Source organism: Streptomyces sp. NPDC025638, from assembly GCF_055558775.1.
The window spans coordinates 27,351-50,880 of record NZ_JBVHLX010000012.1; the positions used below are offsets into that span (position 1 = coordinate 27,351).

19 protein-coding genes and 1 pseudogene are annotated in these 23,530 nt (G+C 70.1%); 6 read left to right on the plus strand and 14 right to left on the minus strand.

Annotation, left to right across the window (positions count from 1 at the left end; all coding sequences use genetic code 11):
* Nucleotides 1-71 precede the first annotated feature (71 nt).
* The 6 genes from ACZ4EG_RS28590 to ACZ4EG_RS28615 form a co-directional block, all read right to left on the minus strand.
* Nucleotides 72-1,355, minus strand: coding sequence for a thymidine phosphorylase (locus ACZ4EG_RS28590; protein WP_453550934.1), 1,284 nt, complete (start codon nt 1,353-1,355; stop codon nt 72-74).
* A 75-nt stretch (nt 1,356-1,430) separates the two neighbouring features.
* Nucleotides 1,431-1,832, minus strand: coding sequence for a cytidine deaminase (locus ACZ4EG_RS28595; protein ID WP_467792625.1), 402 nt, complete (start codon nt 1,830-1,832; stop codon nt 1,431-1,433).
* Nucleotides 1,829-3,091, minus strand: coding sequence for an ABC transporter permease (locus ACZ4EG_RS28600; protein WP_467792626.1), 1,263 nt, complete (start codon nt 3,089-3,091; stop codon nt 1,829-1,831). Before ACZ4EG_RS28600 ends, ACZ4EG_RS28595 begins: the two co-directional genes overlap by 4 nt.
* Entirely contained in the window at nt 3,091-4,209 is a 1,119-nt protein-coding gene (locus ACZ4EG_RS28605) for an ABC transporter permease (RefSeq protein WP_390710039.1), read from the minus strand. The genes ACZ4EG_RS28600 and ACZ4EG_RS28605 overlap by 1 nt, the downstream gene beginning before the upstream one ends.
* Nucleotides 4,206-5,918: an ABC transporter ATP-binding protein gene (locus ACZ4EG_RS28610; RefSeq protein ID WP_467792791.1), complete on the minus strand. Its 1,713-nt coding sequence runs from the start codon at nt 5,916-5,918 to the stop codon at nt 4,206-4,208. Before ACZ4EG_RS28610 ends, ACZ4EG_RS28605 begins: the two co-directional genes overlap by 4 nt.
* A gap of 250 nt (nt 5,919-6,168) precedes the next feature.
* On the minus strand, nt 6,169-7,221 hold the full coding sequence (locus ACZ4EG_RS28615; RefSeq protein WP_453550943.1) for a BMP family lipoprotein: 1,053 nt from the start codon (nt 7,219-7,221) through the stop codon (nt 6,169-6,171).
* Nucleotides 7,222-7,565: 344 nt separating this feature from the next.
* Here ACZ4EG_RS28615 and ACZ4EG_RS28620 point away from each other — a divergent pair, with 344 nt between their 5' ends.
* Together ACZ4EG_RS28620 and ACZ4EG_RS28625 are read left to right on the plus strand one after the other, a co-directional pair.
* On the plus strand, nt 7,566-7,736 hold the full coding sequence (locus ACZ4EG_RS28620; protein ID WP_467792627.1) for a hypothetical protein: 171 nt from the start codon (nt 7,566-7,568) through the stop codon (nt 7,734-7,736).
* A 91-nt stretch (nt 7,737-7,827) separates the two neighbouring features.
* A pseudogene (locus tag ACZ4EG_RS28625) lies at nt 7,828-8,008 on the plus strand (isocitrate/isopropylmalate family dehydrogenase); the annotation flags it as partial.
* A gap of 259 nt (nt 8,009-8,267) precedes the next feature.
* Here the strand turns inward: ACZ4EG_RS28625 and ACZ4EG_RS28630 are convergent.
* Together ACZ4EG_RS28630 and ACZ4EG_RS28635 are read right to left on the minus strand one after the other, a co-directional pair.
* Entirely contained in the window at nt 8,268-9,293 is a 1,026-nt protein-coding gene (locus ACZ4EG_RS28630; RefSeq protein ID WP_467792628.1) for a BMP family lipoprotein, read from the minus strand.
* Between the two features lie 275 nt (nt 9,294-9,568).
* Entirely contained in the window at nt 9,569-10,798 is a 1,230-nt protein-coding gene (locus ACZ4EG_RS28635; RefSeq protein ID WP_467792629.1) for an amidohydrolase, read from the minus strand.
* A gap of 319 nt (nt 10,799-11,117) precedes the next feature.
* Between ACZ4EG_RS28635 and ACZ4EG_RS28640 the strand changes: the two genes are divergently transcribed.
* Nucleotides 11,118-11,792, plus strand: coding sequence for a class I SAM-dependent DNA methyltransferase (locus tag ACZ4EG_RS28640; RefSeq protein ID WP_467792630.1), 675 nt, complete (start codon nt 11,118-11,120; stop codon nt 11,790-11,792).
* A 215-nt stretch (nt 11,793-12,007) separates the two neighbouring features.
* Here ACZ4EG_RS28640 and ACZ4EG_RS28645 read toward each other — a convergent pair whose 3' ends face one another.
* Genes ACZ4EG_RS28645 through ACZ4EG_RS28660 form a run of 4 tightly spaced genes read right to left on the minus strand, consistent with a single transcriptional unit; the run spans nt 12,008 to nt 16,789 of the window.
* The gene (locus tag ACZ4EG_RS28645; protein ID WP_467792631.1) at nt 12,008-13,165 is read right to left on the minus strand and encodes a hypothetical protein; all 1,158 of its coding nucleotides are present in this window, start codon (nt 13,163-13,165) and stop codon (nt 12,008-12,010) included.
* Between the two features lie 59 nt (nt 13,166-13,224).
* Nucleotides 13,225-14,160, minus strand: a complete 936-nt coding sequence (locus ACZ4EG_RS28650) for an N-acetylneuraminate synthase family protein (protein WP_453550957.1) — start codon at nt 14,158-14,160, stop codon at nt 13,225-13,227.
* Nucleotides 14,161-14,174: 14 nt separating this feature from the next.
* Nucleotides 14,175-15,434 (minus strand): cytidylyltransferase domain-containing protein, encoded by a 1,260-nt coding sequence (locus tag ACZ4EG_RS28655; RefSeq protein WP_467792632.1) that lies wholly within the window; start codon nt 15,432-15,434, stop codon nt 14,175-14,177.
* A gap of 41 nt (nt 15,435-15,475) precedes the next feature.
* Entirely contained in the window at nt 15,476-16,789 is a 1,314-nt protein-coding gene (locus ACZ4EG_RS28660) for a DUF6716 putative glycosyltransferase (protein ID WP_467792633.1), read from the minus strand.
* 198 nt (nt 16,790-16,987) lie between these two features.
* Between ACZ4EG_RS28660 and ACZ4EG_RS28665 the strand changes: the two genes are divergently transcribed.
* From ACZ4EG_RS28665 to ACZ4EG_RS28675, 3 genes are all read left to right on the plus strand, one after another.
* Complete coding sequence (locus ACZ4EG_RS28665) at nt 16,988-17,968, plus strand: glycosyltransferase family 2 protein (protein ID WP_390710049.1); 981 nt, start codon at nt 16,988-16,990, stop codon at nt 17,966-17,968.
* Nucleotides 17,968-19,320: a polysialyltransferase family glycosyltransferase gene (locus ACZ4EG_RS28670; RefSeq protein ID WP_467792634.1), complete on the plus strand. Its 1,353-nt coding sequence runs from the start codon at nt 17,968-17,970 to the stop codon at nt 19,318-19,320. The genes ACZ4EG_RS28665 and ACZ4EG_RS28670 overlap by 1 nt, the downstream gene beginning before the upstream one ends.
* A gap of 143 nt (nt 19,321-19,463) precedes the next feature.
* Complete coding sequence (locus ACZ4EG_RS28675) at nt 19,464-20,612, plus strand: acyltransferase family protein (protein WP_467792635.1); 1,149 nt, start codon at nt 19,464-19,466, stop codon at nt 20,610-20,612.
* A 59-nt stretch (nt 20,613-20,671) separates the two neighbouring features.
* Here the strand turns inward: ACZ4EG_RS28675 and ACZ4EG_RS28680 are convergent, their stop codons facing one another.
* Both ACZ4EG_RS28680 and ACZ4EG_RS28685 read right to left on the minus strand, forming a co-directional pair.
* On the minus strand, nt 20,672-22,045 hold the full coding sequence (locus ACZ4EG_RS28680; protein ID WP_467792792.1) for a polysialyltransferase family glycosyltransferase: 1,374 nt from the start codon (nt 22,043-22,045) through the stop codon (nt 20,672-20,674).
* A gap of 29 nt (nt 22,046-22,074) precedes the next feature.
* Nucleotides 22,075-23,058, minus strand: coding sequence for a glycosyltransferase family 2 protein (locus ACZ4EG_RS28685; protein WP_453550969.1), 984 nt, complete (start codon nt 23,056-23,058; stop codon nt 22,075-22,077).
* Between the last annotated feature and the right edge of the window lie 472 nt (nt 23,059-23,530).

Sequence of the window (23,530 nt, forward strand, 5' to 3'; positions counted from 1 at the left end):
CTGATCCAACACGCCGAACGGGACCGGCGAGGGTCCACCGGTCCCGTTCACCCGAAAGGGAAATCGGCTGGTCAGGCGATACGTTCCAGCACCACCGGGGTCGCCGAGTACTCCGTGCCGGGGGCCGCGATGTCGTACGAACCCTCGACCGCCTGGAGGGCGTAGTCGAAGCGTTCGGGGGTGTCCGTGTGCAGGGTCAGGAGGGGCTGGCCCTCCGTCACCGTGTCGCCGGGCTTGGCGTGCATTTCGATGCCCGCGCCCGCCTGCACCGGGTCCTCCTTGCGGGCGCGGCCCGCGCCGAGGCGCCAGGCGGCGATGCCGATGTCGTAGGCGTCGAGGCGGGTCAGGATGCCCGAGGTGCCCGCCTTCACCACGTGCTGTTCCTTCGACGTGGGCAGCGTGGCGTCGGGGTCGCCGCCCTGGGCCGCGATCATGCGGCGCCAGACGTCCATCGCCGAACCGTCGGCCAGGGCCTTGGCCGGGTCCGCGTCCTTCACGCCGGCGGCGTCGAGCATCTCGCGGGCGAGCGCGATCGTCAGCTCGACCACGTCCGCCGGGCCGCCGCCCGCCAGGACCTCGACCGACTCGCGGACCTCCAGGGCGTTGCCCGCCGTGAGGCCGAGCGGGGTGGACATGTCCGTGAGGAGGGCAACCGTCTTCACGCCGTGGTCGGTGCCGAGGCCCACCATCGTGGACGCGAGTTCGCGCGCGTCCTCGATCGTCTTCATGAAGGCGCCCGTGCCGACCTTCACGTCCAGGACCAGTGAGCCGGTGCCCTCGGCGATCTTCTTCGACATGATCGAGGAGGCGATCAGCGGGATCGCCTCGACCGTGCCGGTGACGTCACGCAGGGCGTACAGCTTCTTGTCGGCGGGCGCGAGGCCGTCGCCCGCCGCGCAGATCACCGCGCCGGTGGTGTCGAGGACGTGCAGCATCTCCTCGTTGGAGAGCAGCGCGCGCCAGCCCGGGATCGACTCCAGCTTGTCCAGCGTGCCGCCGGTGTGGCCGAGGCCCCGGCCCGACAGCTGCGGGACGGCCGCGCCACAGGCCGCCACGAGGGGCGCCAGCGGGAGCGTGATCTTGTCGCCGACGCCGCCCGTGGAGTGCTTGTCCGCGGTCGGACGGGACAGGGACGAGAAGTCCATGCGCTCGCCGGAGGCGATCATCGCCGCCGTCCAGCGGGCGATCTCACGGCGGTTCATGCCGTTGAGCAGGATGGCCATCGCGAGCGACGACATCTGCTCGTCGGCGACCTCGCCACGCGTGTACGCGTCGATGACCCAGTCGATCTGCTCGTCGCTGAGCTCACCGCGGTCCCGCTTGGTGCGGATGACGGAGATGGCGTCCATGGCCATGGCGTGCGTTCCTTCCGGGAGGTGCGAAACACGCGGCCCCTCCGATCGGATCTGTTCGGAGGGGCCGCGGTGGAGTTACTTGCTGAGATGGTCCGGGCCGAAGGCCTGCGGGAGCATCGCGGAGAGCGGCAGCACGCCCTCCGGGGTGTCGACCAGCAGGTCGGGCCCGCCGAACTCGTACAGCAGCTGGCGGCAGCGGCCGCACGGGACGAGCAGGCCACCCGTGCCCTCCACACAGGTGAAGTGCGTCAGCCGGCCGCCGCCCGTGCGCACGAGCTGGGACACCAGCCCGCACTCGGCGCACAGGCTGATGCCGTACGAGGCGTTCTCGACGTTGCAGCCGGTGACGACGCGCCCGTCGTCGACCAGGGCCGCGACACCGACCGGGAAGCCGGAGTACGGGGCGTACGCGTGGGACATGGCCTCGCGGGCCTCCGCACGCAGCGCCTCCCAGTCGAAGTCGGCGGCCGAGGTCACTTGCCCTGTCCCTTCCGGTACGGCAGGCCGTCCGCCTTCGGCATCCGCAGGCTCTGCGCGGAGAGGGAGAGCACCAGCAGGGTGACGAGGTACGGGGTCGCCGTGACGAGCTGACGCGGAACCTCGTTCGTGGTGGCGTACCAGAGGAACATCAGCGCCGAGATCACGACGGTGACGACGGCCGGGACGAACTTCTTCTTCCAGGCCAGGTACGCCGCGCCGAACACCAGCAGGATCGCGAGCAGCAGGATCAGCGCGTGCACGTTCACCGTACCGCCGCGCAGGTTGAGGCTGTCGGTGTAGCCGAACAGCCCCGCGCCGAGGGCGAGGCCGCCCGGCATCCAGTTACCGAAGATCATCGCGGCGAGACCGATGTAGCCGCGGCCGGCCGTCTGGCCGTCCAGGTACACGTTCGAGGCCACGATGGACAGGAACGCACCGCCGAGGCCGGCGAAGGCACCCGAGATGATCACCGCGATGTACTTGTACTTGTAGACGTTGACACCGAGGGACTCGGCCGCCACCGGGTTCTCGCCGCAGGAGCGCAGCCGCAGACCGAAGGCGGTGCGCCACAGCACCCACCAGGTGGCCGGGACGAGGGCGACCGCGATGACGGTGAGCGGCGACAGGTCGGTGACCAGACCGCCGACCAGGCCGGCGATGTCCGAGATCACGAACCAGTGCTTCTCGTTGAGCGTGCTCAGCCAGTCGGACAGCCCCGGGATGTCGAAGGAGCCCAGCGAGTCGATCGGCGGGGACTGCTTGGAGGAGCCCTGCGGGGCGTTCTCGAAGGTGAACTTCGACAGATAGCGGGTGGTGCCGAGGGCCAGGATGTTCAGGGCCACACCGGAGACGATGTGGTTGACGTTGAAGGTCACCGTGGCGATGGCGTGCAGCACGGCGCCGAGGGCACCGCCGACGATACCGAGGGCGACACCGGCCCACGGGCCCCACTGGTAGCCGGCCCAGGCGCCGAACCAGGTGCCGAGGATCATCATGCCCTCGAGGCCGATGTTGACGACGCCGGAGCGCTCCGACCACAGGCCGCCGAGACCGGCGAGGCCGATCGGCACGGCGAGGCGCAGCGCGGTGGACATCTGGCCGGTCGAGGTGATGCCGTCGGCGCCGGTGATGAGGCGGACGGCGGAGGTCAGGACCAGCACGCCCGCGATGATCAGCAGGAGTACCGGGAGCGAGACACGGCGGCTTCCCGGGGCGGGCCGCTTCGCCTGCGGCTTGGCGATGGTCGCGGTGCTCATCAGGCCGCCACCTCCTTGTTGGTGTTGCGGGCGGCGGCGGCCAGCTCGGCGCCGACCCGGCTCTGCTGACGGCGCAGACCCCACTGGCGGACGAACTCGTACGAGATGACGACCGCGAAGACGATCAGGCCCTGCATGATCGTGGCGATCTCCTTCGGGTACGCCTCCGGGGTCGCGTAGTCGAGGGCGGGCGAGGCCTTGTCGAGGAAGGCCCACAGGAGGGCGGCGAACGCGATGCCGCCCGGGTTGTTGCGGCCGAGCAGGGCGATGCCGATGGCGGTGAAGCCGAGGCCCGTCGGGAAGCTCAGGCTGTAGGTGTGGCTCTCGCCGAGCAGCAGCGGCAGACCGGCCAGGCCCGCGACCGCGCCGGAGATCAGCATGGAGACCAGCACCATGCGCTTGGCGCTGACGCCGGAGGCCGCGGCGGCGGTCTCGGAGGCGCCGGTGGCGCGCAGGTCGAAGCCGAAGCGGGTGCGGTTGAGGACCAGCCAGTACAGCACGCCCAGCAGGACCGCGAGGAAGACCAGGCCGTAGATCTCACCGACGTCGGAGCCCAGGTTGATACCGGGGACCCAGCCGGACTTGTGCATGACGCCGGTCGTCGCGTTGTTGCCGACCTGCACGCCCCACACGCTGGTGAGGGTGACGTAGCCGATCACGCTGGTGGCGATCGCGTTCAGCATGATCGTCGCGACGACCTCGCTGACGCCCCGGGTGACCTTCAGGACGCCCGCGATGCCGGCCCAGAAGGCGCCGGTGCACATGGCGACCAGCAGCAGCACCGGGACCTGCAGGAAGCCCGGCAGGGCGAGGTGCGCGCCGACGATGGCGGTCATCACCGCGGCGAGGCGGTACTGGCCGTCGACACCGATGTTGAACAGGTTCATCCGGAAGCCGAGGGCGACACCGATGGCGGCGATGTAGTACAGCGACGCCTGGTTGATGATCAGGACCTGGACGTCCGAGTACGGCAGCTGCTCCAGCATCAGCGTGTACGGCTCGACCGGGTTCTTGCCCGAGGCGATCAGGACGACCGAGGTCAGCACGATCGCGAGGACGAGCGCGATGACCGGGCCGGCCACCGCGAGGAGCATGCGCTCCTTGTCGAACTTCTTCATCGGGCCTCGTCCTCCGGACCGGCGTCTGCCTCGTCTTCTGTGGCGGTGTCTACGTGTTCCAGGTGGCCGGACGCAGCGCCCGTCATGGCCGAGCCCAGCTCCTCCGGCGTGATGGTGGCGGGGTCGGCATCGGCGACCAGCCTGCCGTCGTAGATCACGCGCAGGGTGTCCGACAGGCCGATCAGCTCGTCCAGGTCGGCGGAGATCAGCAACACGGCCAGGCCCTCGCGGCGGGCCTCCCGGATGCGGTCCCAGATCTGCGCCTGGGCGCCTACGTCCACACCGCGGGTGGGGTGGGCGGCGATCAGGAACTTGGGGTCGTGGCTCATCTCACGGCCGACGATCAGCTTCTGCTGGTTGCCGCCGGACAGGGAGGCCGCGGTGACGTCGATGCCCGGGGTGCGGACGTCGAACTCCTCGACGATCCGGCGGGTGTCGGCCTGGGCGCCCTTGGGGTCCAGCCAGAAGCCCTTGGCGTTGGGCCGCTCGGTGACATGGCCGAGGATGCGGTTCTCCCACAGCGGGGCCTCGAGGAGCAGGCCCTGGCGGTGGCGGTCCTCGGGGATGTAGCCGACGCCCGACTCACGGCGCTTGCGGGTGGACCAGGGGGTGATGTCCTCGCCGAGGAAGTGGACGGAGCCGGAGTCGGCGTTCTTCAGGCCGATCAGCGCGTCGATGAGCTCGGTCTGGCCGTTGCCCTCGACACCGGCGATGCCCATGACCTCACCGGCGTGGATGGTGAAGGTGACGTCGTCGAGGGCGCGCTTGGCCTGGCCGGGGGTGGTGGCCTCGGTGAGGACGTCGGCGCCCGCCGCTGCGCCGGCCGAGCCGACCGTGGCGGTCTCGGGCTGCGCGCCGGCCTCCCCGAGGGAGGCGCCGCCGCGGGCGTACACGGTGAGTCCCCTGACCTCGATGACGGCCCGGTCGGTCACCGTCGACTCGGCGGTCTCCGGGGTGGGCAGCTCGCTGCCGACCATCATCTCGGCGAGCTGGCGCGAGGTGGTCTCGGAGGGGATTGCCGTGCCGACCGTCGTACCGCGGCGGATGACGGTGATGTCGTCGGCCACGGAGAGCACCTCGCCCAGTTTGTGCGAGATGAAGATGACGGAGAGGCCCTCGGCCTTGAGCTCACGCAGGTTGTCGAAGAGCGCGTCGACCTCCTGCGGGACGAGCACGGCGGTCGGCTCGTCGAGGATCAGGGTCGTGGCACCGCGGTAGAGGACCTTGAGGATCTCGACGCGCTGGCGGTCGGCGACGCCGAGGTCCTCGACGAGGACGTCGGGGCGGACACCGAGGCCGTAGCGGTCGGACAGTTCCTTGATCTTCTTGCGGGCGCCGCCGCCGATGCCGTACAGCTTCTCGCTGCCCAGCACCACGTTCTCCAGGACGGTCAGGTTGTCGGCCAGCATGAAGTGCTGGTGGACCATGCCGATGCCCCGGGCGATGGCGTCGGCGGGCGACGAGAAGGTGACCTGCTCGCCTTTGATCGCGATGGTGCCCTCGTCCGGCTTCTGCATGCCGTAGAGGATCTTCATCAGAGTCGACTTGCCGGCGCCGTTCTCGCCGACGAGGGCGTGGACGGTGCCCTTTCGGACAGTCAGGTGGATGTCGTGGTTGGCAACGACACCGGGGAATCGCTTGGTGATCCCCGCCAGCTCGACCGCGACTGTCGACTCTGCGGTGAGCGGAGGGCTGCTGGACGCGTCGATGGCGCACTCTCCTCGGGAAAGGGGCCGCTCTACGCGCGTAGCGCCCCTGCTTTAAATAGTGCCCGGACCTGACCGATCTCGTTTCGTACCCGACTCGATCCGTTCCGAGCATTCTGCCGCGCGAACGGGGCGCGGGCGGCCCTGACGGTTGACGCCAGAGCCGATCCTTCCCGTGCCCCGTTCCGTGGCCGTAACGCTGCCATTACAGCGCCCTTTTGACCATGCCTACGACAGGCCTACGACACTCCCGTCAGGAGGTCTTCACCACGATGGTGCCGTTCTTGATGCCCGCTTCGGCCTTCTTGATCGCGGCCTGGATGTCCGCGTTGTTCTTGAAGGTGGGGTTGGAGTCGGCGATGCCCACCCCGCCCGACTTGAGGTCGCCGCGGACCTCGCCCGACAGGGGCTTCTTGTCGACGACGGACTTGGTGAGGTCGTACACCGCACCCTCGACGTTCTTGAGGGCCGAGGTCAGGATGTAGTTCTTGTACTTCGCCAGCGCGTCCTGCTTGTACTGGTCGGAGTCCACGCCGATCGCCCAGATCTTGTGCTCGGCGGCGGCCTTGATGACGCCCTGGCCGGACAGACCGGCGGCGGCGTAGATCACGTCGGCGCCCGAGTCGATCTGGCCCTTGGCGGCGTTCTCACCCTTGTCGGGGCTGGAGAAGCCACCCTCCTGCGGGGTCTGGGTCAGGTACTGCTTCTCGATCTTGATCTTCGGGTTGACCGACTGCGCACCCTGAATGAAGCCGGCCTCGAACTTGTGGATCAGCGGGATGTCCACACCACCGATGAAGCCGACGTGGTTCTTCTTGGTGGCCTTGGCGGCCGCGACACCGGCGAGGTAGGAGGACTGCTCCTCGTGGAACACCATGTCGGCGACGTTCTTCGACGTGATGGTGTTGTCGTCGATGACACCGAAGGTGATCTTCGGGTACTTGGCCGCGACCTCCTTGACGGCCGGCGCGTACACGTAGCCGACGCCGATGATCGGGTTGTAGCCCGACTTGGCGAGCTGCTCCAGGCGCTGCACCTTGTCCGCGTCGGTCTCGTTGTCGCTGGGCTCGACGTCCCGGCCGCCGATCTTGAACTCCGTCTGCGCCTTCTCGAAACCGGCGTAGGCGGCGTCGTTGAAGGACTGGTCGCCCTTGCCACCGATGTCGTAGGCCAGACCGATGCCCTTGCTCTTGGCGCCGTCGGCGGAAGAAGAGGAGCTGGTCGAGCTGCTGCCACAAGCGGACATGGTGACGGCGAGGGCCGCGGTTGCGGCGCCTGCGATCGCGATACGGGACACCCGGCGCATGGAACGTGACTCCTTTGTGCAAGCGCCCATACCAGGCGCTGGTTCCGCCGCAGCGTAACGCGCGTAGACCGGTGAGAGAACCCCACCTTGCCAGAGTGTTATCCGACCGTTTTGAACTTTCCGGCCAACTTCGCCGGTGTCACGTATCAGCGCGGTTCGGCGGTCAAGATCGCTCCCGGGTGTGACCTTTGTCTACGGCTGTCTACGGCGCCGCGGCGCCACTTTCCGAGGGGGCTGGCCGTATGAGGCTGCTCGTACGGAGAGGGGGTCGCCGATCTCGGACGCGCTGCGGCCGGCTCCGGCGGCAGTTGCTGGAGCAGCACGTTGGCGGGCCTCGGATCGCGGTGGACGACGCCGTCGGCGTGGCCGGCGGCGAGCGCGTCGGCGATCCGGGCGGTCATCAGGGCCGCGGCGACGGGTGTGAAGGGGCCGTTCTCGCACAGGTAGCGGTGCAGGTCGGGGCCCGCGGCGTCGCCGCTTCCGGCAACATCAACACGAGCGGCGAGTTCCCGTAATCGGCGTCGCCCTGTCGGCCACCGTGGCGGGCGTGGCTGCGCCCGCCATGGCGTCCGTCAACTACACGACCCGGGCAGCGCGTTCAGCGTCTGCGGCAACATCAGACCGGGCGGCGAGTTCCCGTCCATGTTCGAGCCGGTCCACGGCTCGACCCCCGACATCGCCGGCCAGAGCCGCCGCCTCCTCCGGCGCGGTCCTGTCCGTCGGCCTCCTGCTGCGCCACCTCGGCCACGAGACCGAGGCCACTGCCAGTGAGGATGCCGTCTCCGCCACCAGACCCAAACCACCCACACCGCCTACGCCGTCTGGGGGGCATGAAACTCAACAGGCTTGCGTTCGCCACGGCGGGCATCAGCGTCGCCCCGTCGGCCGCCGTGGTGAGCGTGGCTGCGCCCGCCATGGCCTCCATCAACCGCACGACCCTGGCGGCACGTTCAACGTCTACAGCAAGCGGGCCAACGCCCCCGCGGACGGTATGAGGAAGCCCCGGGCCGTACCAGCCCGGGGCTTCCTCGTCAGCGGTCGGAGAATTACTGCGTCTTGACGGTGACCTTGCCGTCGATGATGTCCTGCTTGGCCTTGTCCACGGCGGTGACGACGTCCTTCATCGCCTGGTACTTCGGGTTGGAGTCGGCGAAGCCCACGCCGCCCGACTTGAGGTCGCCGCGGACCTCGCCCGACAGGGGCTTGCCTTCGGTGACGGACTTGACCAGGTCGTACACCGCGCCGCCGACGTTCTTGAGGGCGGAACCGAGGATGTAGTCCTTGTACTTGGCCAGCGCGTCCTGCTTGTACTGGTCGGAGTCCACGCCGATGGCCCAGATCTTGTGCTCGGCGGCGGCCTTGATGACGCCCTGGCCGGACAGGCCGGCGGCGGCGTAGATCACGTCGGCGCCCGAGTCGATCTGGCCGTTGGCGGCGTTCTCACCCTTGTCGGGGCTGGAGAAGCCACCCTCCTGCGGGGTCTGGGTCAGGTACTGCTTCTCGATCTTGATCTTCGGGTTGACCGACTGCGCACCCTGAATGAAGCCGGCCTCGAACTTGTGGATCAGCGGGATGTCCACACCACCGATGAAGCCGACGTGGTTCTTCTTGGTGGTCATGGCGGCCGCGACACCCGCCAGGTACGAGGACTGCTCCTCGTGGAACACCATGTCGGCGACGTTCTTCGACGTGATGCTGTTGTCGTCGATGATGCCGAAGGTGATCTTCGGGTACTTGGCGGAGACCTCCTTGACGGCCGGCGCGTAGACGAAGCCGACGCCGATGATCGGGTTGTAGCCCGACTTGGCGAGCTGCTCCAGGCGCTGCACCTTGTCCGCGTCGGTCTCGTTGTCGTTCGGCTCGACGTCCCGGCCGCCGATCTTGAACTCGGTCTCCGCCTTCTGGAAACCGGTGTAGGCGGCGTCGTTGAAGGACTGGTCGCCCTTGCCGCCGATGTCGTAGGCGAGACCTATGCCCTTGCCCGAGTACTTGCCGTTCTCGGACGTGCTCGAGGAATCACTGCTGGACTTGCCGCACCCGGCGGCCGCGAGGGCGACGACCGCGACGGTCACCGCAGCTTGGGAGAACCTGGTCCTCCGAGAGTTCAGACGCACAGCAAGCACCCTTCATCCCCACGGCACCGTCGCCGGCCCGCTTCCCCAATGTGCCGCCTCAGGTGGCGATTTCGGCGCACAGTAACGCGCGTAGAAGGTGAGGGGAACGGGGTTTCTCCGGGCCGTTATCGATTCGTGCCGACTCCGGGTTACAGCTGGAATCCGGCGGTTACAACAGGGTGACACAAGGAGGCGAAGAGGTGCCAATAGGACACCTCTCCGCCCTCCGGTCGCTACTGCACGGCGTCGAGCAGGGCGGCAGCGGTGAACAGCTCCACGCCGACCACGATCGCGTACTCGTCGGCGTCGAAGTCTCCCTGGTGCAGGTCACGCACCGTGCGCTCACCAGGGGTGCGCACCCCGAGCCGTGCCAGAGCTCCGGGCACATGCTCCAGATACCAGGAGAAGTCCTCCCCGCCGAGGCTCTGCTCGGTCCCCTCGACCGACTCCGGGCCGCGCCGCGCGACCATCGCGTCCCGCAGCAGTTCGGTCACGACGCGGTCGTTGACCACAGGCGGGACCCCGCGCACATAGTTGATCTCCGACTTCGCCCGGTGCATGGTCGCGACCTCGTCGATCGCCGCGTGCACGATGTCGGGCGCCTGCCGCCAGGTCTCCAGGTCCAGACAGCGCACGGTGCCCGAGAGCTCCGCGTGCTGCGGGATCACGTTCGGCGCGTGTCCCGACTCGATCCGTCCCCAGGTCACGGCGAGCCCGCTCCTGCTGTCCACCCGCCGGGCGACGAGCGCGGGCACGTCGATGGCGACGCGGGCGGCGGCGGTGACCAGGTCGGTGCTCAGATGCGGCCGGGCGGTGTGCCCGCCGGGGCCGTCCAGCGCGACCTCCAGCCGGTCGCAGGCGCTGGTGATGGCGCCGTGCCGCAGGCCGACCTTCCCGACGTCCAGCCGGGGATCGCAGTGCACGGCGATGATGCGCCGCACCCCGTCCAGCACCCCGCAGTCGATGATGTCGGCGGCACCGCCGGGCAGCACCTCCTCGGCGGGCTGGAAGATCAGCCGCACGGGGCGGGGCAGCCGGCCCTGGCGGTGCAGCTCGGCGAGGACGAGTCCGGCGCCCAGCACCACGGCCGTGTGCACGTCGTGTCCGCAGGCGTGGGCCCGGTCGGGCACGGTGGAGCGGTACGGGCAGTCGCTCTTCGTGTCCGGGATGGGCAGGCCGTCGATGTCGGCCCGCAGCGCGAAGATGCCGCCGCCGTCGCCGCCGGCCGCCTCCGCCACGCCGATGTCGCATACGAGCCCGGTTCCGACGGCGAGGACGCGGGGGCTGAGCCCGGCCTTCTCCAGCCGCTCCTTGATCGCGGCGGTGGTGCGGAACTCCTGGTTGCCCAGCTCGGGGTGCATGTGCAAGTCGCGCCGGAACGCTACGAGTTCGTCGTACAGCGCCTCGCTCAGCACGCCGGGCAGCACATCACCGGACAGATCGGCCTCGGACTCTCGGGACATCAATTGGTTCACCCTCTGAAGGGTAGGACGCCCGGACGGTCAACTGACCCTCGATCAACAAAAGTTCAACCCGTTAGGGGAAGAAAATCTGACCACCGGACGCATAGCTATCGACGGAGATGGGTAAACTCGTCCGACTTCAAGCCAAGTCGATCACGAAATTCCACGGCGCGCGACCCCGGCCGCACCCCTGAACCCTTCCTCGTCCCTTTTCCTCCACGGATACCACGCCCCGCCCGAGCACGGCTGGAGCTGTCCACCCACCGGACCGGGAGAAGCGCGGGACGGCCCGGCGGCCGCGCCGGTAACGTGCGCCGACGTGACGGAACCGGACTTCATCCAGGCCACCCGCTCCTCCTACGACGCCATCGCCAAGGAGTACTCGGACCGCTACCCGGACCACCTCGCGGACCGACCCGTGGACCGGGCCATGCTCACCGCCTTCGCCGAACTGGCCAGAGCCGCCGCCCCCGCGCCCGTCGCCGACCTCGGCAGCGGTCCGGGCCACATCACCGCCCGTCTGCACGCCCTCGGGGTGCCGACCTTCGGGGTCGACATCTCCCCCCGGATGACCGCCCTGGCCCGCGAGGCGCACCCGCAGCTGCGCTTCCACGTGGGCTCGCTGACGTCCCTGGACCTCCCGGACGCCACGCTCGCCGGGATCGCCGCCCTCTACTCGATCATCCACGTGCCCGACGAGCACCTGCCGGCGACGTTCGCGGAGTTCCACCGCACCCTCGTCCCCGGCGGCCACGTCCTGCTGGCCTTCCAGTACGGCGACGGCGACGGTCTGCACCTCACGGAGCGCTTCGGCCACGAGATCAGCCTCGACTACCACTGGCGCACCCCGGACACGGTCGCCGCCCTCCTGACCGAGGCCGGCCTGCACCCACTTGCCCGAACCGTGCGCGAACCACTGGACGAGGAAAAACTCCCCCGCGGCTTCGTCCTGGCCCACAAGGCCCCGGCCGACCGGCTCGAACGCCAGGGCTAGCCCCCGGGCCCGACCGGCGCCAGACCCGGGCCGGACCGGCGCGGGCGCGTCACATCTGCTGCGTGCCCCACTGGTCCGGCCCGACATCGTCCCGGTCGATTTCCAGCCCGGCCCGGCGCGGGAACTCGGCGACATCCGGCACGCCGTACGCATGCCTGCGCCTCACGAAACGGACACCAGCGCCAGACCCGGCCCTGACCGGCGCCGGACCAGGGTCAGACCGCGCTCACCGCCGCCAGGCGGTGGACGTCGCGGGCCGTGCCCGTCACCCCGGACAGGAAGCCCTGGGCCCGAGGGGAGGCGTTTTCCGTCAGCCAGGCCGGGTCGATGTCGCACACGGCGACCCGTACTCCCGTGCCGACGAGGGCGAGGGGCAGGGTGTGGACGACCGTGGACGGAAAGCTGAGGATCGTCCGCCCGATCGGTCCGCGCCGGGCGATCAGCTCCAGCGGGAGGTCGGGGCGGACGATCTCCAGTCCCGTCGCGGCGGCGAGCCGGTGCAGTTTCTCCGCGCTCTCGCGGCGGTGGGCGAAGTACCGCAGGGCCCCGTGGGCCTTGGCCAGGCTGCGCACCGCCTCCAGATAGCGGTCCCCGTCCACCACCCCGGTCTCGACCAGGGACGTGCCCACCATGTCCGCGCCCTTGGTGATGCGCGGCGGGCCGAAGCGGGCCCGGGTCCAGCCGAAGTCGTTCGCGGTGACCGTGACGCCCTCCGGGGTCTCCTCCATCGGCATCGAGGAGAAGACCTCCACCCGGCGCTTGCCGCTGGGGGTCAGCCGGCGCCGGGCCGAGGACGACACGGGGGCGAAGAGGAGGTCACGCGGGCCGGGGCGGCCGCCCTTGCGGTGCCAGCGGACCAGTCGCTCGCCACGGGCGAGCTGGGCGACGAACTCCATCGTCGCCGTGCCGTCGTCGACCACCACCAGGTCCTTGGCCCGGGTGATCGTCAGCAGCAGCTGTACATAGCGGGAGAACGGGTCTCCCATGACGATGCGGTCCGCCCGGCGCAGTGCCCCGGCGAGCCCGCCGATCGTGTGGAAGGGCGCGGTCGTACCACCCCGTGCCTCCTCCCAGCGGACCTGGTACCCCTCGTCCCGGGCCAGATCGGCCATACGGCGCAGCTGGCCCCGGGTCATGGGGTCGGTCGGGGACAGCACGACGACGGTGAGCTCCGCGCCCGTCGTCGGCGGACCGCCGTCGGCGGACCGCCTCACCTGGGACGGCACGGACGGCAGCGACCCCGCGCCGGCCTCTCCCGCCCCTCGCAGGGCGTGGACGTGCGCCCACTCCAGCACGTTCAGCAGCTGTACCGGGCTCTCCACGAACGCGAGAGTGCGGGGGGTGGTGCCGGTGTTCCCGGCGCGGGGGCTCATCGCCGTCGGACCGTCCCGTCGTAAGGCGTGGTGTATGGCGTTGTCGGTGTTCGGGTTGCTCAGACCGCGACCGGCTCGCCCGCCGCGGCCGCGATCTCCGCCTCGGCGACGACGCCGGCGACACGGCGCAGCTTCTTCATCGGGCCGAGCTCGGAGTCGTAGACCTTCTTGACGCCGTCACCGAGGGAGGCCTCGATGGTGCGGATGTCGCGGACGAGGCGCGTGAGGCCCTGCGGCTCCACGGAGGCGGCCTGGTCGGAGCCCCACATGGCGCGGTCGAGGGTGATGTGGCGCTCGACGAAGGCGGCGCCGAGGGCGACGGCGGCCAGCGTGGTCTGCAGACCGGTCTCGTGGCCGGAGTAGCCGATCGGCACGTTCGGGTACTCGTCCTGCAGGGTGTTGATGACGCGGAGGTTGAGCTCCTCGGCCTTCGCCGGATACGTCGAGGTGGCGTGGCAGAGAAGGATGTTGTCGCTGCCCAGGACCTCGACCGCGTGGCGGATCTGCTTCGGGGTGGACATACCGCTGGAGAGGATGATCGTGCGGCCCGTGGCGCGCAGGGCGCGCAGCAGCTCGTCGTCCGTCAGGGAGGCGGAGGCCACCTTGTGGGCGGGGACGTCGAACTTCTCCAGGAAGGCGACGGCCTCGGTGTCCCACGGGGAGGCGAACCAGTCGATCCCCTTCTCCTTGCAGTACTCGTCGATCTGGCGGTACTCGTCCTCACCGAACTCCACGCGGTGGCGGTAGTCGATGTAGGTCATCCGGCCCCAGGGGGTGTCGCGCTCGATGTCCCACTGGTCGCGCGGGGTGCAGATCTCCGGCGTGCGCTTCTGGAACTTCACGGCGTCACAGCCGGCCTCCGCGGCCACGTCGATCAGCTTGAACGCGTTCTCCAGCTCACCGTTGTGGTTGATGCCGATCTCGCCGCAGATGTAGACGGGGTGGCCGGGGCCGGCGGTGCGGGAACCGAACTGGCGGATGCGGGAGTTGCTCATGACAGGGGGTGTCCTTACTTGGTGAGGGAATCGAGAGAGGGGCCGAGGATCCAGCTGGCGATCTCTCGGATGGCGCCGTCGCCACCGGGGACGGTGGTGACCGCGCGTGCGGCGCCGCGCACGACGTCGTGGGCGCTCGCGACCGCCACGGGCCAGCCCACGAGGGCGAAGCACGGGAGGTCATTGACGTCGTTGCCGACGTAGAGCACGCGCTCGGGCGCGATGCCCTGCTCCTCGCACCACTGCTTGAGTGCGAGGTCCTTCCGGTCGATGCCGTGAAGCACCGGGATCTGCAGCTTCCGGGCCCGGGCGGCGACGACCGGGTTCTGTTCCGTGGACAGGATCAGCATCTTCAGGCCGCTCTTGCGCAGCGCGGCGATGCCGAGTCCGTCCCCGCGGTGCACGGAGACGAACTCCCGTCCGTCGGAGTCGATCAGCACCCTGTCGTCGGTCTGGGTGCCGTCGAAGTCGAGGACTACGGCGTCGATGTCGTCGTAGGTGGGGAGGGCGCCGGGGCGGTCCGCGTCGAAGAGCGGGGCCAGGGCGCGGGCGCGGGCGAGATCGTGCGGGTCGTCGATCTCCAGCACGCGCGCGGGGTCGGTGCGTACGAGCTCGGTGTGGCCGAAGAAGCGGTGCTGGTGCTCACGGAAGCCCTGGGCCTCCATGGCGTAGGCGGCGCCGGTCTCCAGCAGGTCCTGGGGGCGGTCCTGGCGGCGCGGGCGGAAGGACTTGTCGTGGTTGACGCCGTAGCCGCCCACGGAAGCCCCGTCGGCCTCCCCGGTGACCGGAACCGGCACGGGCGCGTCCGCCCCGTCCCGCCAGATGAAGCCGTGGAAGGGGGCCACGGTCACGGCCGTGTCGGCGCCGTTCTCGACGACCGCTCCGGCCACGCCGTCGATGTCCTCGCGGACGATGAACGGGCTGGTGCACTGGACCAGCAGGACGACGTCGACCGGGGTGCCGTGCAGCGCCTCGTGGGCGTCCATGGCATGCAGGACGGCGGCCTCGGAGGTGGCGGTGTCACCGGCGATGGCGGCCGGACGGAGGACGACCTCCGCCCCCGCCTGCCGGGCCGCCGCCGCGATCGCCTGGTCGTCGGTGGAGACGACGACGTCGGTCACCAGACGGGAGGCCCGGCACTCGCGTACGGCGCGGGCGACCAGCGGGACGCCGCCGACCGGGGCGAGGTTCTTCGCGGGCACTCCCTTGGAGCCGCCACGCGCGGGAATCACGGCGAGCACACGGCGCACAACGGCCGCTTCGGGGTGGGACATCGGCTCTGTTCCTTCGGACGCTTGACGCGGGATCCGGTCGCTCACAGCTCTCCCATTCGTCGGATCACGGGTGCCACCCGCTGGACGCCGTGGCGGTAGGCGCCGCGCGCCGCACGGCGCACGATCTGGCGGACCGGTCCCGGCGCCTTGTCGGCGGCGGGCGCCCCGGGCAGCGGGGAGCCGTCGGGGCCGAGGTGGTGGCGGGCGAGAATCCCCGGCAGATAGCCGGGCGCGGTCTCGGTCGTGTAGTAGGGGTTCAGGGGCGGCAGGCCGCCGGGCCGGCCGAGCAGCTCGGCGATGCGCTCGCGCGCCGGGTCGAAGGCGGTGCCGTACGACCCGTCGGCGGCGACGCCCTGCCGGGCGACCCACTCCTCGTCGGGCGCCGGCCGGTGGCCGGTGTCGAGCTGGTCCCAGGAGGCGAGGCAGCCGGAGCCGACGAAGTGGTGGTTGCCGAGCACCTCGCGGACGCCGAGGTCGGTCAGGACCACGGTGGGGATCCGGCGGTGCAGGGCCTCCAGCGCGGCCGTCGAGCTGACCGTGACGAGCAGGTCGGTGCGGTCGAGGACCTCGCCCATGTGCCCGTACACCAGGCGGAAGTTGGCGGGCAGGTCCTGGCCCTGTGCCAGCTTCTGGTAGGGAAGCTCCTCGATGTGCGTGGTGTGCTCGCCCGGCTTGGAGCGCAGCTTCAGCAGCACCTCGCGCTCGGGGTGCTTGCGGGCGTGCTCGACCAGCCGGTTCAGCAGGTACGTACGGTCCTTACGGCTGTCGGGGACCGAGGGCTGGGCCGCGAACACGACGGTGTACGGGTCGTGTTCACCGGTGTAGGGCTCCCCGCCGAGGAACGGCAGGGCGACCTCGGTCACCGAGGAGGCGTCGGCGCCCACTCCCTCGTACACGGCCCGGAACCGGTCCGCGTCCTGGCGGGAGTTGGCGAGGACGAGGTCCGCGCCGTGGCGCAGCAGCAGCCCGTCCGCGAGCTTCTCGTAGACGACACCGACATAGCCGGTGACGACGACGGGTCGCTTCGCGGCGCCGTCCCAGACCCGCCGCAGCCCGTGCAGCATCGCCTGTACGGCGCCGCCGACGAGGGCGAGGACGAGGACGTCGTACGACTCCGCACGCATCGCGCGCAGGAATTCCACGGCGGTCACCTCGCGGAGCGAGTCCGCGTGGACGCCGACTTCCTGCAGCTGGCGGGCGGTCGGGGTGGCACGGCCCCGCAGGAGATAGCCGTCGAGCCGGATGTCCGATTCGGCGGGAATGGCGCGTTGCGCGGTGAGCGCGCCCCATTTCCACCGGGTGTCGGAATCCGCGAGAACGGCGACCCTCAGGGAGTTCGTTGCACTTGCTGGCACGTCGAAGACGCTAGGAAGCCATTCCTAGGTTCCGCCCAACCCGAATGCAACAAACGGTTAACAGCACATCGACGAATGGCGAATCAGGCCGGGAAGGCACAGCAAAACAGCCCGGTTCACAGCTTCGCCACCAGCAGTTCACCTGACATCAAGGAGACGGCCAGAACGAATGACGGGCCGCCCTCTAACGTCAACCGCGTGGTGAAGCTCTCGGTCATCGTGCCGTTCTACAACGTCCAGCAATACGCGCCGGACACGCTGAAGAGCCTGCGTGCGAACGCGCGTGAGGACTTCGAATTCATTCTCGTCGACGACTGCTCGCGCGACGGGACGCCGGACATTCTCGAACGCGCGGAGCGGGAGCTGCCCGGCGCCGTGCTGGTCAGACATGAGCAGAACGGAGGGCTGGCCACCGCGCGCAACACCGGGATCGACCGGGCGCGCGGCGAGTATCTGACGTTCCTGGACGGCGACGACTGGCTCGCCCCCGGCTACTATCCGCAGCTGGTCGCCGCCATCGAGGAGCTGGGCTGCGACTTCGTGCGCACCGATCATGTGCAGTGCACGGCCAGGGCCCGCGCGATCCACCGGGTGCCGCATGGCCGCCGGGGTGTCGTGATGGACCCGCGCGGGGCGATCCTGCCCGCCGACCGGTCCACCTCCGTCGACTACGCGTACGCCTGGGCGGGCGTCTACCACCGCCGGCTGATCGACCGCGGCCTGCTGCACTTCACCCACGGGCTGCGCACGGCGGAGGACCGGCCCTGGATCTGGAAGCTGCACCGGGAGGCGGAATCCTTCGCCGCGGTGGGTCTGCTCGGCGTGTACTACCGTCGCGGTGTCGCCTCCTCGCTCACTCAAATCGGTGACGTGCGACAACTCGATTTCATTCGCGCGTTCGACCAGGTAATCGAGGAAACCTCACGCGATCCCGAGGCCGATAAGCTGCTGCCGAAAGCAGTGCGCACCTATTGCGCAATCATGGCCCATCACCTCGGATCGATCGAGAGGTTCGAACCCGCCGTGGCTCGAAAATTGCGTTCTCTCAGCTCAGCGGCCCTGAAACGACTGCCGCAGGACCTGCTGACGGAGGTAATGGACACGATGGACCCGCAGCGGGCGAGCAGGCTGCGGCGGCTGCGCCGGCGGCCGTCGACCGCCCGGACGGTGGCCGCCTGATGCGCCGTACCACCCATATTTTCTGTGCGTCGACGCTGTACGGAGCCGCGACCCTGGCCGCGGCTCTCGACGCCGGACTGTTCGAGCCGGCCGACCGGCGGCTGCTGCTCGTCACCAACAACGCGTCCAACCCGGAGACCACGCCCCCGGTCGACGCGATGCCGGGCTTCGCCCGGGTGCGCGAGCGCTTCGACGGGGTGCTGTCCTGGAACGACACCATCGCCCCGTTCCACCCGAGCGGCTGGGGCCCGCGCGCCGACGACATCCCCATGTGGGAGCGGTACGTACGGCTGCTGTGGGGTCTCGGCGACGACGAGATCCGGCTGACCGTGGAGTCCGTGCAGGTCAACCCGTCGCTCGCGCTGTGCCAGCTGTTCACCGGCGCTCCCGTCGACGTCTACGCCGACGGCCTCATAAGCTATGGCCCCACCCGCGACAAGATCGATCCGCTGGTCGGCACCCGCATCGGCCGCCTGCTCCACCTCGACCTCGTCCCCGGGCTGACCCCGCTGCTGCTCACCGAGTTCGACGTGCGGCCCGAGCTGGTGCCGGCGGAGGCGTTCCTCAAGGTCCTGGAGGAGCTCGCCGACGGGGAGGCCGCCCTGCCCGGCACCGGCGACCCGCGGCCCGCCCTGCTGCTCGGCCAGTACCTCTCGGCGCTGGAGATCCTCGGTGACGCCGAGGAGGAGGAGCTGCATCTGAAGATGGTGCGCGGCGCCGTGGCACTCGGTCATCGCAGACTGGTCTTCAAGCCGCATCCCGTCGCCCCCGCCCGCTGGTCCCGGCTCCTGGAGGACGAGGCGGCCCGGCTCGGCGCCGAACTCACCGTGCTGGACCGGCCGGTGCTCGCCGAGGTGGCGTTCCAGCTGATGCGCCCCGCCCTGGTCGTCGGCTGCTTCTCCACCGCCCTGTTCACCGCGGCCGGGCTGTACGGACTGCCCGTCGCCCGCATCGGCACCGAGGCCGTGCTGGCCCGTCTGGCGCCGTACCAGAACAGCAACCGCGTGCCGGTCACCCTCGTCGACGCGCTGCTGCCCGAGCTGGGCGACCGCAAGGCGGTGACCGACTGGTCGATGCCGTCGCCGGAGCGGGTGGACGAGCTGGCCGCGCTGCTCAAGGCGGTCGGCTTCGCCATGCAGCCCAAGATCTACCCGCGGCTGCGCGAGGACGCCGAGCGCTATCTCTCCCGGCATCTCAACCCGCACACCTGGCGGTACTTCAAGCGCCGCCGGCTCACCTCGCTGGCCCTGCCGGGCGCCGTACCCGCCCAGCTGTCGTTCATCCCGCGCAACGCGACCGTGCGCCGTCTGGCCCGCCGGGCCAGGGCGCTGCGACAGAGCGCCAAGCGCTGAACCGCGGCCCCCCGCCGCCACGCCCCCGTGCCTCTCATCGGGCCGGGGGCGTCTGCGTGAAGTGCGCACCTGAGGGTAGGCGTCCGACGCCTCGCGAGCCCACATCGCGACACATCCCCACCTCCCCCGTAAGAAAGCCCCGGATGAACGCGTCCAACCCCACCCTGGTCCCCACCCGCCCGAACCCTGTCCCTCCCACCCCGCCGCCGCGCAGAGCCGACAACCGGCTGCGCGCCCTCGACGGCCTGCGGCTGCTGGCCGCGCTGATGGTCTGCCTCTACCACTTCGCCGGGAAGGGCGGCCCGGTCGCCGGCTCCTGGCACGGGTCCCCCGCCCGCCTCTTCCCCACGCTCTCCCAGGCGGCCACCTACGGCTGTCTCGGCGTCCAGTTCTTCTTCGTCATCAGCGGATTCGTGATCTGCATGAGCAGCTGGGGCCGCACCCTGGGCCAGTTCTTCCGCTCCCGGGTCGCCCGGCTGTACCCGGCGTACTGGGCCGCGCTGTTCCTGATCACCGGCGCCTCCCTGCTGCTGCCGGTGGTCGTCCGTCCCCTGCGGCTCGACGAGTTCCTGGTCAATCTGACGATGCTCCAGCAGCCGATGGGCGTGCCGCGGGTCCTGGGCGTGTGCTGGACGCTCTGGGTCGAGGTGCGCTTCTACGCGCTGTTCGCCCTGTTCGTGGTCTGGCGCGGGGTCACCTATCGCCGGGTGGTGATCTTCTGCTGCCTGTGGACCCTGGCCGGAGTGTTCGCGCGGGTCGCCGACCACCCGCTCACCGACGCGCTCGTGATGCGCGACCACGCACCCTTCTTCATCGGCGGCCTCGCCCTCTATCTCATCCACCGCTACGGCAGCGATCTGCTCCTGTGGGGCATCGTCGCCGTCTCCTGGCTGCTGGGCCAGCGCTACTCGACGACCGGGCTGTGGCACCCCGGCGCGCAGGGCGGCGCCTTCCACCGCGATCCGTACGTCATCCTGCTCGTCGTCACGCTGGCCTTCGCCGCCGTGGCCGCGGTGGCGCTGGGCTGGACGCGCTGGGCGAACTGGCGCTGGCTGACGGTGGCCGGGGCGCTGACGTACCCCTTCTATCTGATCCACGAGCACCTGGGCTGGTTCGTCATCCGGGCGCTGCACCGGGCTCTGGGGCTGGGGCCGTGGCCCACGCTCGCGGTCACGGTCGCCGTGCTGCTGGGCCTGGCCTGGCTGATCCACCGCTGGGTGGAGCGGCCGTTCGGGCCCCGGCTGAAGCGGGCGCTGGCGGCACACGGGCCGCGGGTCCTCGCGCTGCGGTGAACGGCCGGAGGCCGGTGGGACGTTGCTGTCCCACCGGCCTCCGGGTCCGCGTGCGTGCGTCAGCTCTGGCGTGCCCGTATCTGCCGTACGGCCCGCCGCACCGCCGGGTGGCGGCGCAGGGACTCGGCCCGGATGGGGCTGCCGCCGGGCAGGCGGAGGCTGGTCAGGCGGCGCTTCTTGAAGTACCGCGGGTACTCGGCGAGGTGGGCGGTGAGCCAGGCGGCCGCCTCCTCGTGCAGGCCCGGGTGCTTGCGGGACTGCATGCAGTAGCCCACGGTGCGCACCAGCGGGCCCAGCTCGGCGCTCAGGGAGGAGAGTTCGAGCGGGGTGCCGAGGGTGGCGCTCTCGGCGTCGGGGAGGGCCGCGTCGATGATGGTGAGGGGGACGCGGTTGCTGTTCTCGTACGGGGTGATGCGTTCGAGGAGCAGCTCCGTGCCGACGCGGGCGACGGGGATGTCGTAGAAGGCGGCGGCGGTCATCAGCGCGGTGGAGAAGCAGCCGATGACCAGCTCCGGCTTCAGATGCGCGAAGACGGTCTCGGCGAGCACGGGTTCGTTCAGGACGCTGAGCCGTACCCCGAGCTGTTCGGCGGCCTCCTCCAGCGACCTGCCGTAGACGGAGGGCGCGCTGGGGTGGGGCTTGAACAGCACGCTCCGGTGCCCGGCCCGCGCGGCGGCACGCAGCATACGGACGTGGAGCTCCTCCTCCTCGTCCTGCGTGATGAGGTCGATGGCGGAGAGGTACTGGCCGAGGAGCACGGCGGTGGGGCGGCCCTCGACGGGGATGCGGTCGGCGAGGATGCCGGCGCCCTCCTCGCCGATCTGGGCGAGGACGTCGACGATGGCCTCGTTGGGCACGGGCTGGGGTTCGACGCCGTACTCGGCCAGGAGCATCGGGCGCAGCCCGGGTATCAGGTCCAGGTGGAGGACGCGGGCGATACGGCTGCTCATGCCGTGCGGGATCCGGTTGCGGGTGGGGCCGTAGCTCATCAGGCCGTCCGCGTAGACGTGGATCGGGCTGTCGGCGAAGATCTCGGCGACCGCGCGGGAGGGGTTGGCCTGGATGGACTCGCAGGCGATCTCGACGGGCTCGTCACCGAGGTCCCAGGCGAGGCGTACGGCCTTCTCCCACAGGAGGGCGTCCTGGGCGCGCGGGGACCAGCCGGCCGGGTGGTGCGGGGAGATGAACTCGTTCCACGAGCGCACCTCGTCGAACTCGGGGCGCAGCTTCTCGAAGCCGGCCATGCGGTCCAGCGGCGTGCCGACCTCGGGGACGGCGGCGGTGTTGCTGACGACCAGGATGCGCCGGTGGGCGGCGCGGGGGCCGAAGAGCCCGGCGCGGAGGGCGGCGGTGACGGTGGCGGCCGCGTACTGCGTGGCCGAGAAGAAGATCTGCGTCGTGCCGCCGGAGGTCTTCGTCGTGCTGGTGCTCATGCTCGTACCCGTGCTCGGTTCCGTGCCGCTCATGCCGCGACCCCCTTCATGCCGCCGCGGATGCGCCGCAGTATGTGCACTCGCTCCTCGCCCATGCCGACGAGGGCCTCGTTGAGCTCCTCCTCGGTCATCCGGCCCAGGGCCTCGGCGGCCAGCTGCCGCAGCTTGGCGGCGACGCTGCGCTCGAACCTGCCCCGGTCGAGGAGCTGGTGGGCGATGACCACGCAGTAGTTGCGCAGCGCCTTCTTGCGCAGCCGGTCCGCCTCGGGGTCGCCGGCGAGCTCGCTGAGCACGAGGTCGAAGGAGCGGAAGAAGTCCAGCTGGCGGACGTCGCCGATCTGGGTCAGCGAGCTCGACACGCCCCGGCGGTAGAAGACGCCGCGCAGGCTGGCGGCGACATAGGAGTCCGCCCTGCGGTGCAGCTCCCAGATCCAGGGGCGGTCCTCGGCGGTGCGCAGCCCGTCGTGGAAGCGCAGCAGGCCGCGGTCGAGCAGCCGGCGGTGGTAGACGCCGGCCCAGGCGTACGGGTAGTCGACCATCGTGGTGTCGTCGACGGGGAGGATCGAGGTCCGCGGGTCGAGCGGGGTGTGCCGGCGCCCCTCCGGGGCCCGGTGGACGGCTCGCTCGACGCCGGTGACCTGGACGTGGTCGGTGCGGACGAAGTCGACGTCGAAGCGTTCGACGCAGTCGACCAGGTCGGCCAGATAGCCCGGGGCGAGCCAGTCGTCGCCGTCGAGGAAGGTGAGGTAGCGGCCCTCGGCCGCGTCGATGCCGGTGTTGCGCGCGGTGGCCAGTCCACCGTTTTGCTCGTGCCGTATCACCCTGCTGTTCTTCAGTTTCTTCGTCAGCGTCAGCAGCGCTTCATAGGTCCGGTCCTTGGTGGACCGGTCCTCGACGAAGAGGAACTCGAAGTCGTCCCGTGCGTTGTTGACGAGGCTGGTCACCGTGTCGGCGACATAGGTCTCGATGTTGTAGCAGGGGACGATGACGGACAGGGTCGGTTCGTTGGCCACGTGTGCACACCCGTGCTCGCTTCGGAAATATCTCCGCGATCCTGGGACGGCTCCGTCGCCCGGACACGACCGGACGACGACTTCCAGGTGAACACGGCATGACATTGCAGACGGAAAGTGAATTAAGCGTTCCGCCACCTGAAAGCCGTGTCCGGCTGGTGCACCCGGTCCTGCGCTGCATCGAACAAACAATCGACGCACATCTGACCGGAGGACCTGAAAGCCGTGTTCAGGAAATTCCCGCTCAGCACGAAGACCCTGATGACCGCCTCCCTCGTCGGCAGCGCACTGGCCGTGGCGCCGAACGCGGTCGCCCAGTCGGAGTCCGCCCCGGCGCGGAGCCCCCGTCCGGTGCCCGACGTGGCCGTGGCCGGCGGTCCGAGCGGCGGCGCGGCGCAGCAGCTCGTCACCCGTCTCGGTATGGCGCCGTGTACGTGGTGGCGGTCGCGCGGCCTACGAGGTCGCCGGCGAC

Coding starts and splice junctions, on each gene's coding strand:
- ACZ4EG_RS28670 (WP_467792634.1), top strand. CDS start 17,968: ATGCGCCGTACCACCCATATTTTCTGTGCGTCGACGCTGTACGGAGCC.
- ACZ4EG_RS28680 (WP_467792792.1), bottom strand. CDS start 22,045: ATGAGCACCAGCACGACGAAGACCTCCGGCGGCACGACGCAGATCTTC.
- ACZ4EG_RS28655 (WP_467792632.1), bottom strand. CDS start 15,434: ATGTCCCACCCCGAAGCGGCCGTTGTGCGCCGTGTGCTCGCCGTGATT.
- ACZ4EG_RS28675 (WP_467792635.1), top strand. CDS start 19,464: ATGAACGCGTCCAACCCCACCCTGGTCCCCACCCGCCCGAACCCTGTC.
- ACZ4EG_RS28615 (WP_453550943.1), bottom strand. CDS start 7,221: ATGCGCCGGGTGTCCCGTATCGCGATCGCAGGCGCCGCAACCGCGGCC.
- ACZ4EG_RS28605 (WP_390710039.1), bottom strand. CDS start 4,209: ATGAAGAAGTTCGACAAGGAGCGCATGCTCCTCGCGGTGGCCGGCCCG.
- ACZ4EG_RS28590 (WP_453550934.1), bottom strand. CDS start 1,355: ATGGCCATGGACGCCATCTCCGTCATCCGCACCAAGCGGGACCGCGGT.
- ACZ4EG_RS28650 (WP_453550957.1), bottom strand. CDS start 14,160: ATGAGCAACTCCCGCATCCGCCAGTTCGGTTCCCGCACCGCCGGCCCC.
- ACZ4EG_RS28600 (WP_467792626.1), bottom strand. CDS start 3,091: ATGAGCACCGCGACCATCGCCAAGCCGCAGGCGAAGCGGCCCGCCCCG.
- ACZ4EG_RS28645 (WP_467792631.1), bottom strand. CDS start 13,165: ATGAGCCCCCGCGCCGGGAACACCGGCACCACCCCCCGCACTCTCGCG.
- ACZ4EG_RS28635 (WP_467792629.1), bottom strand. CDS start 10,798: ATGTCCCGAGAGTCCGAGGCCGATCTGTCCGGTGATGTGCTGCCCGGC.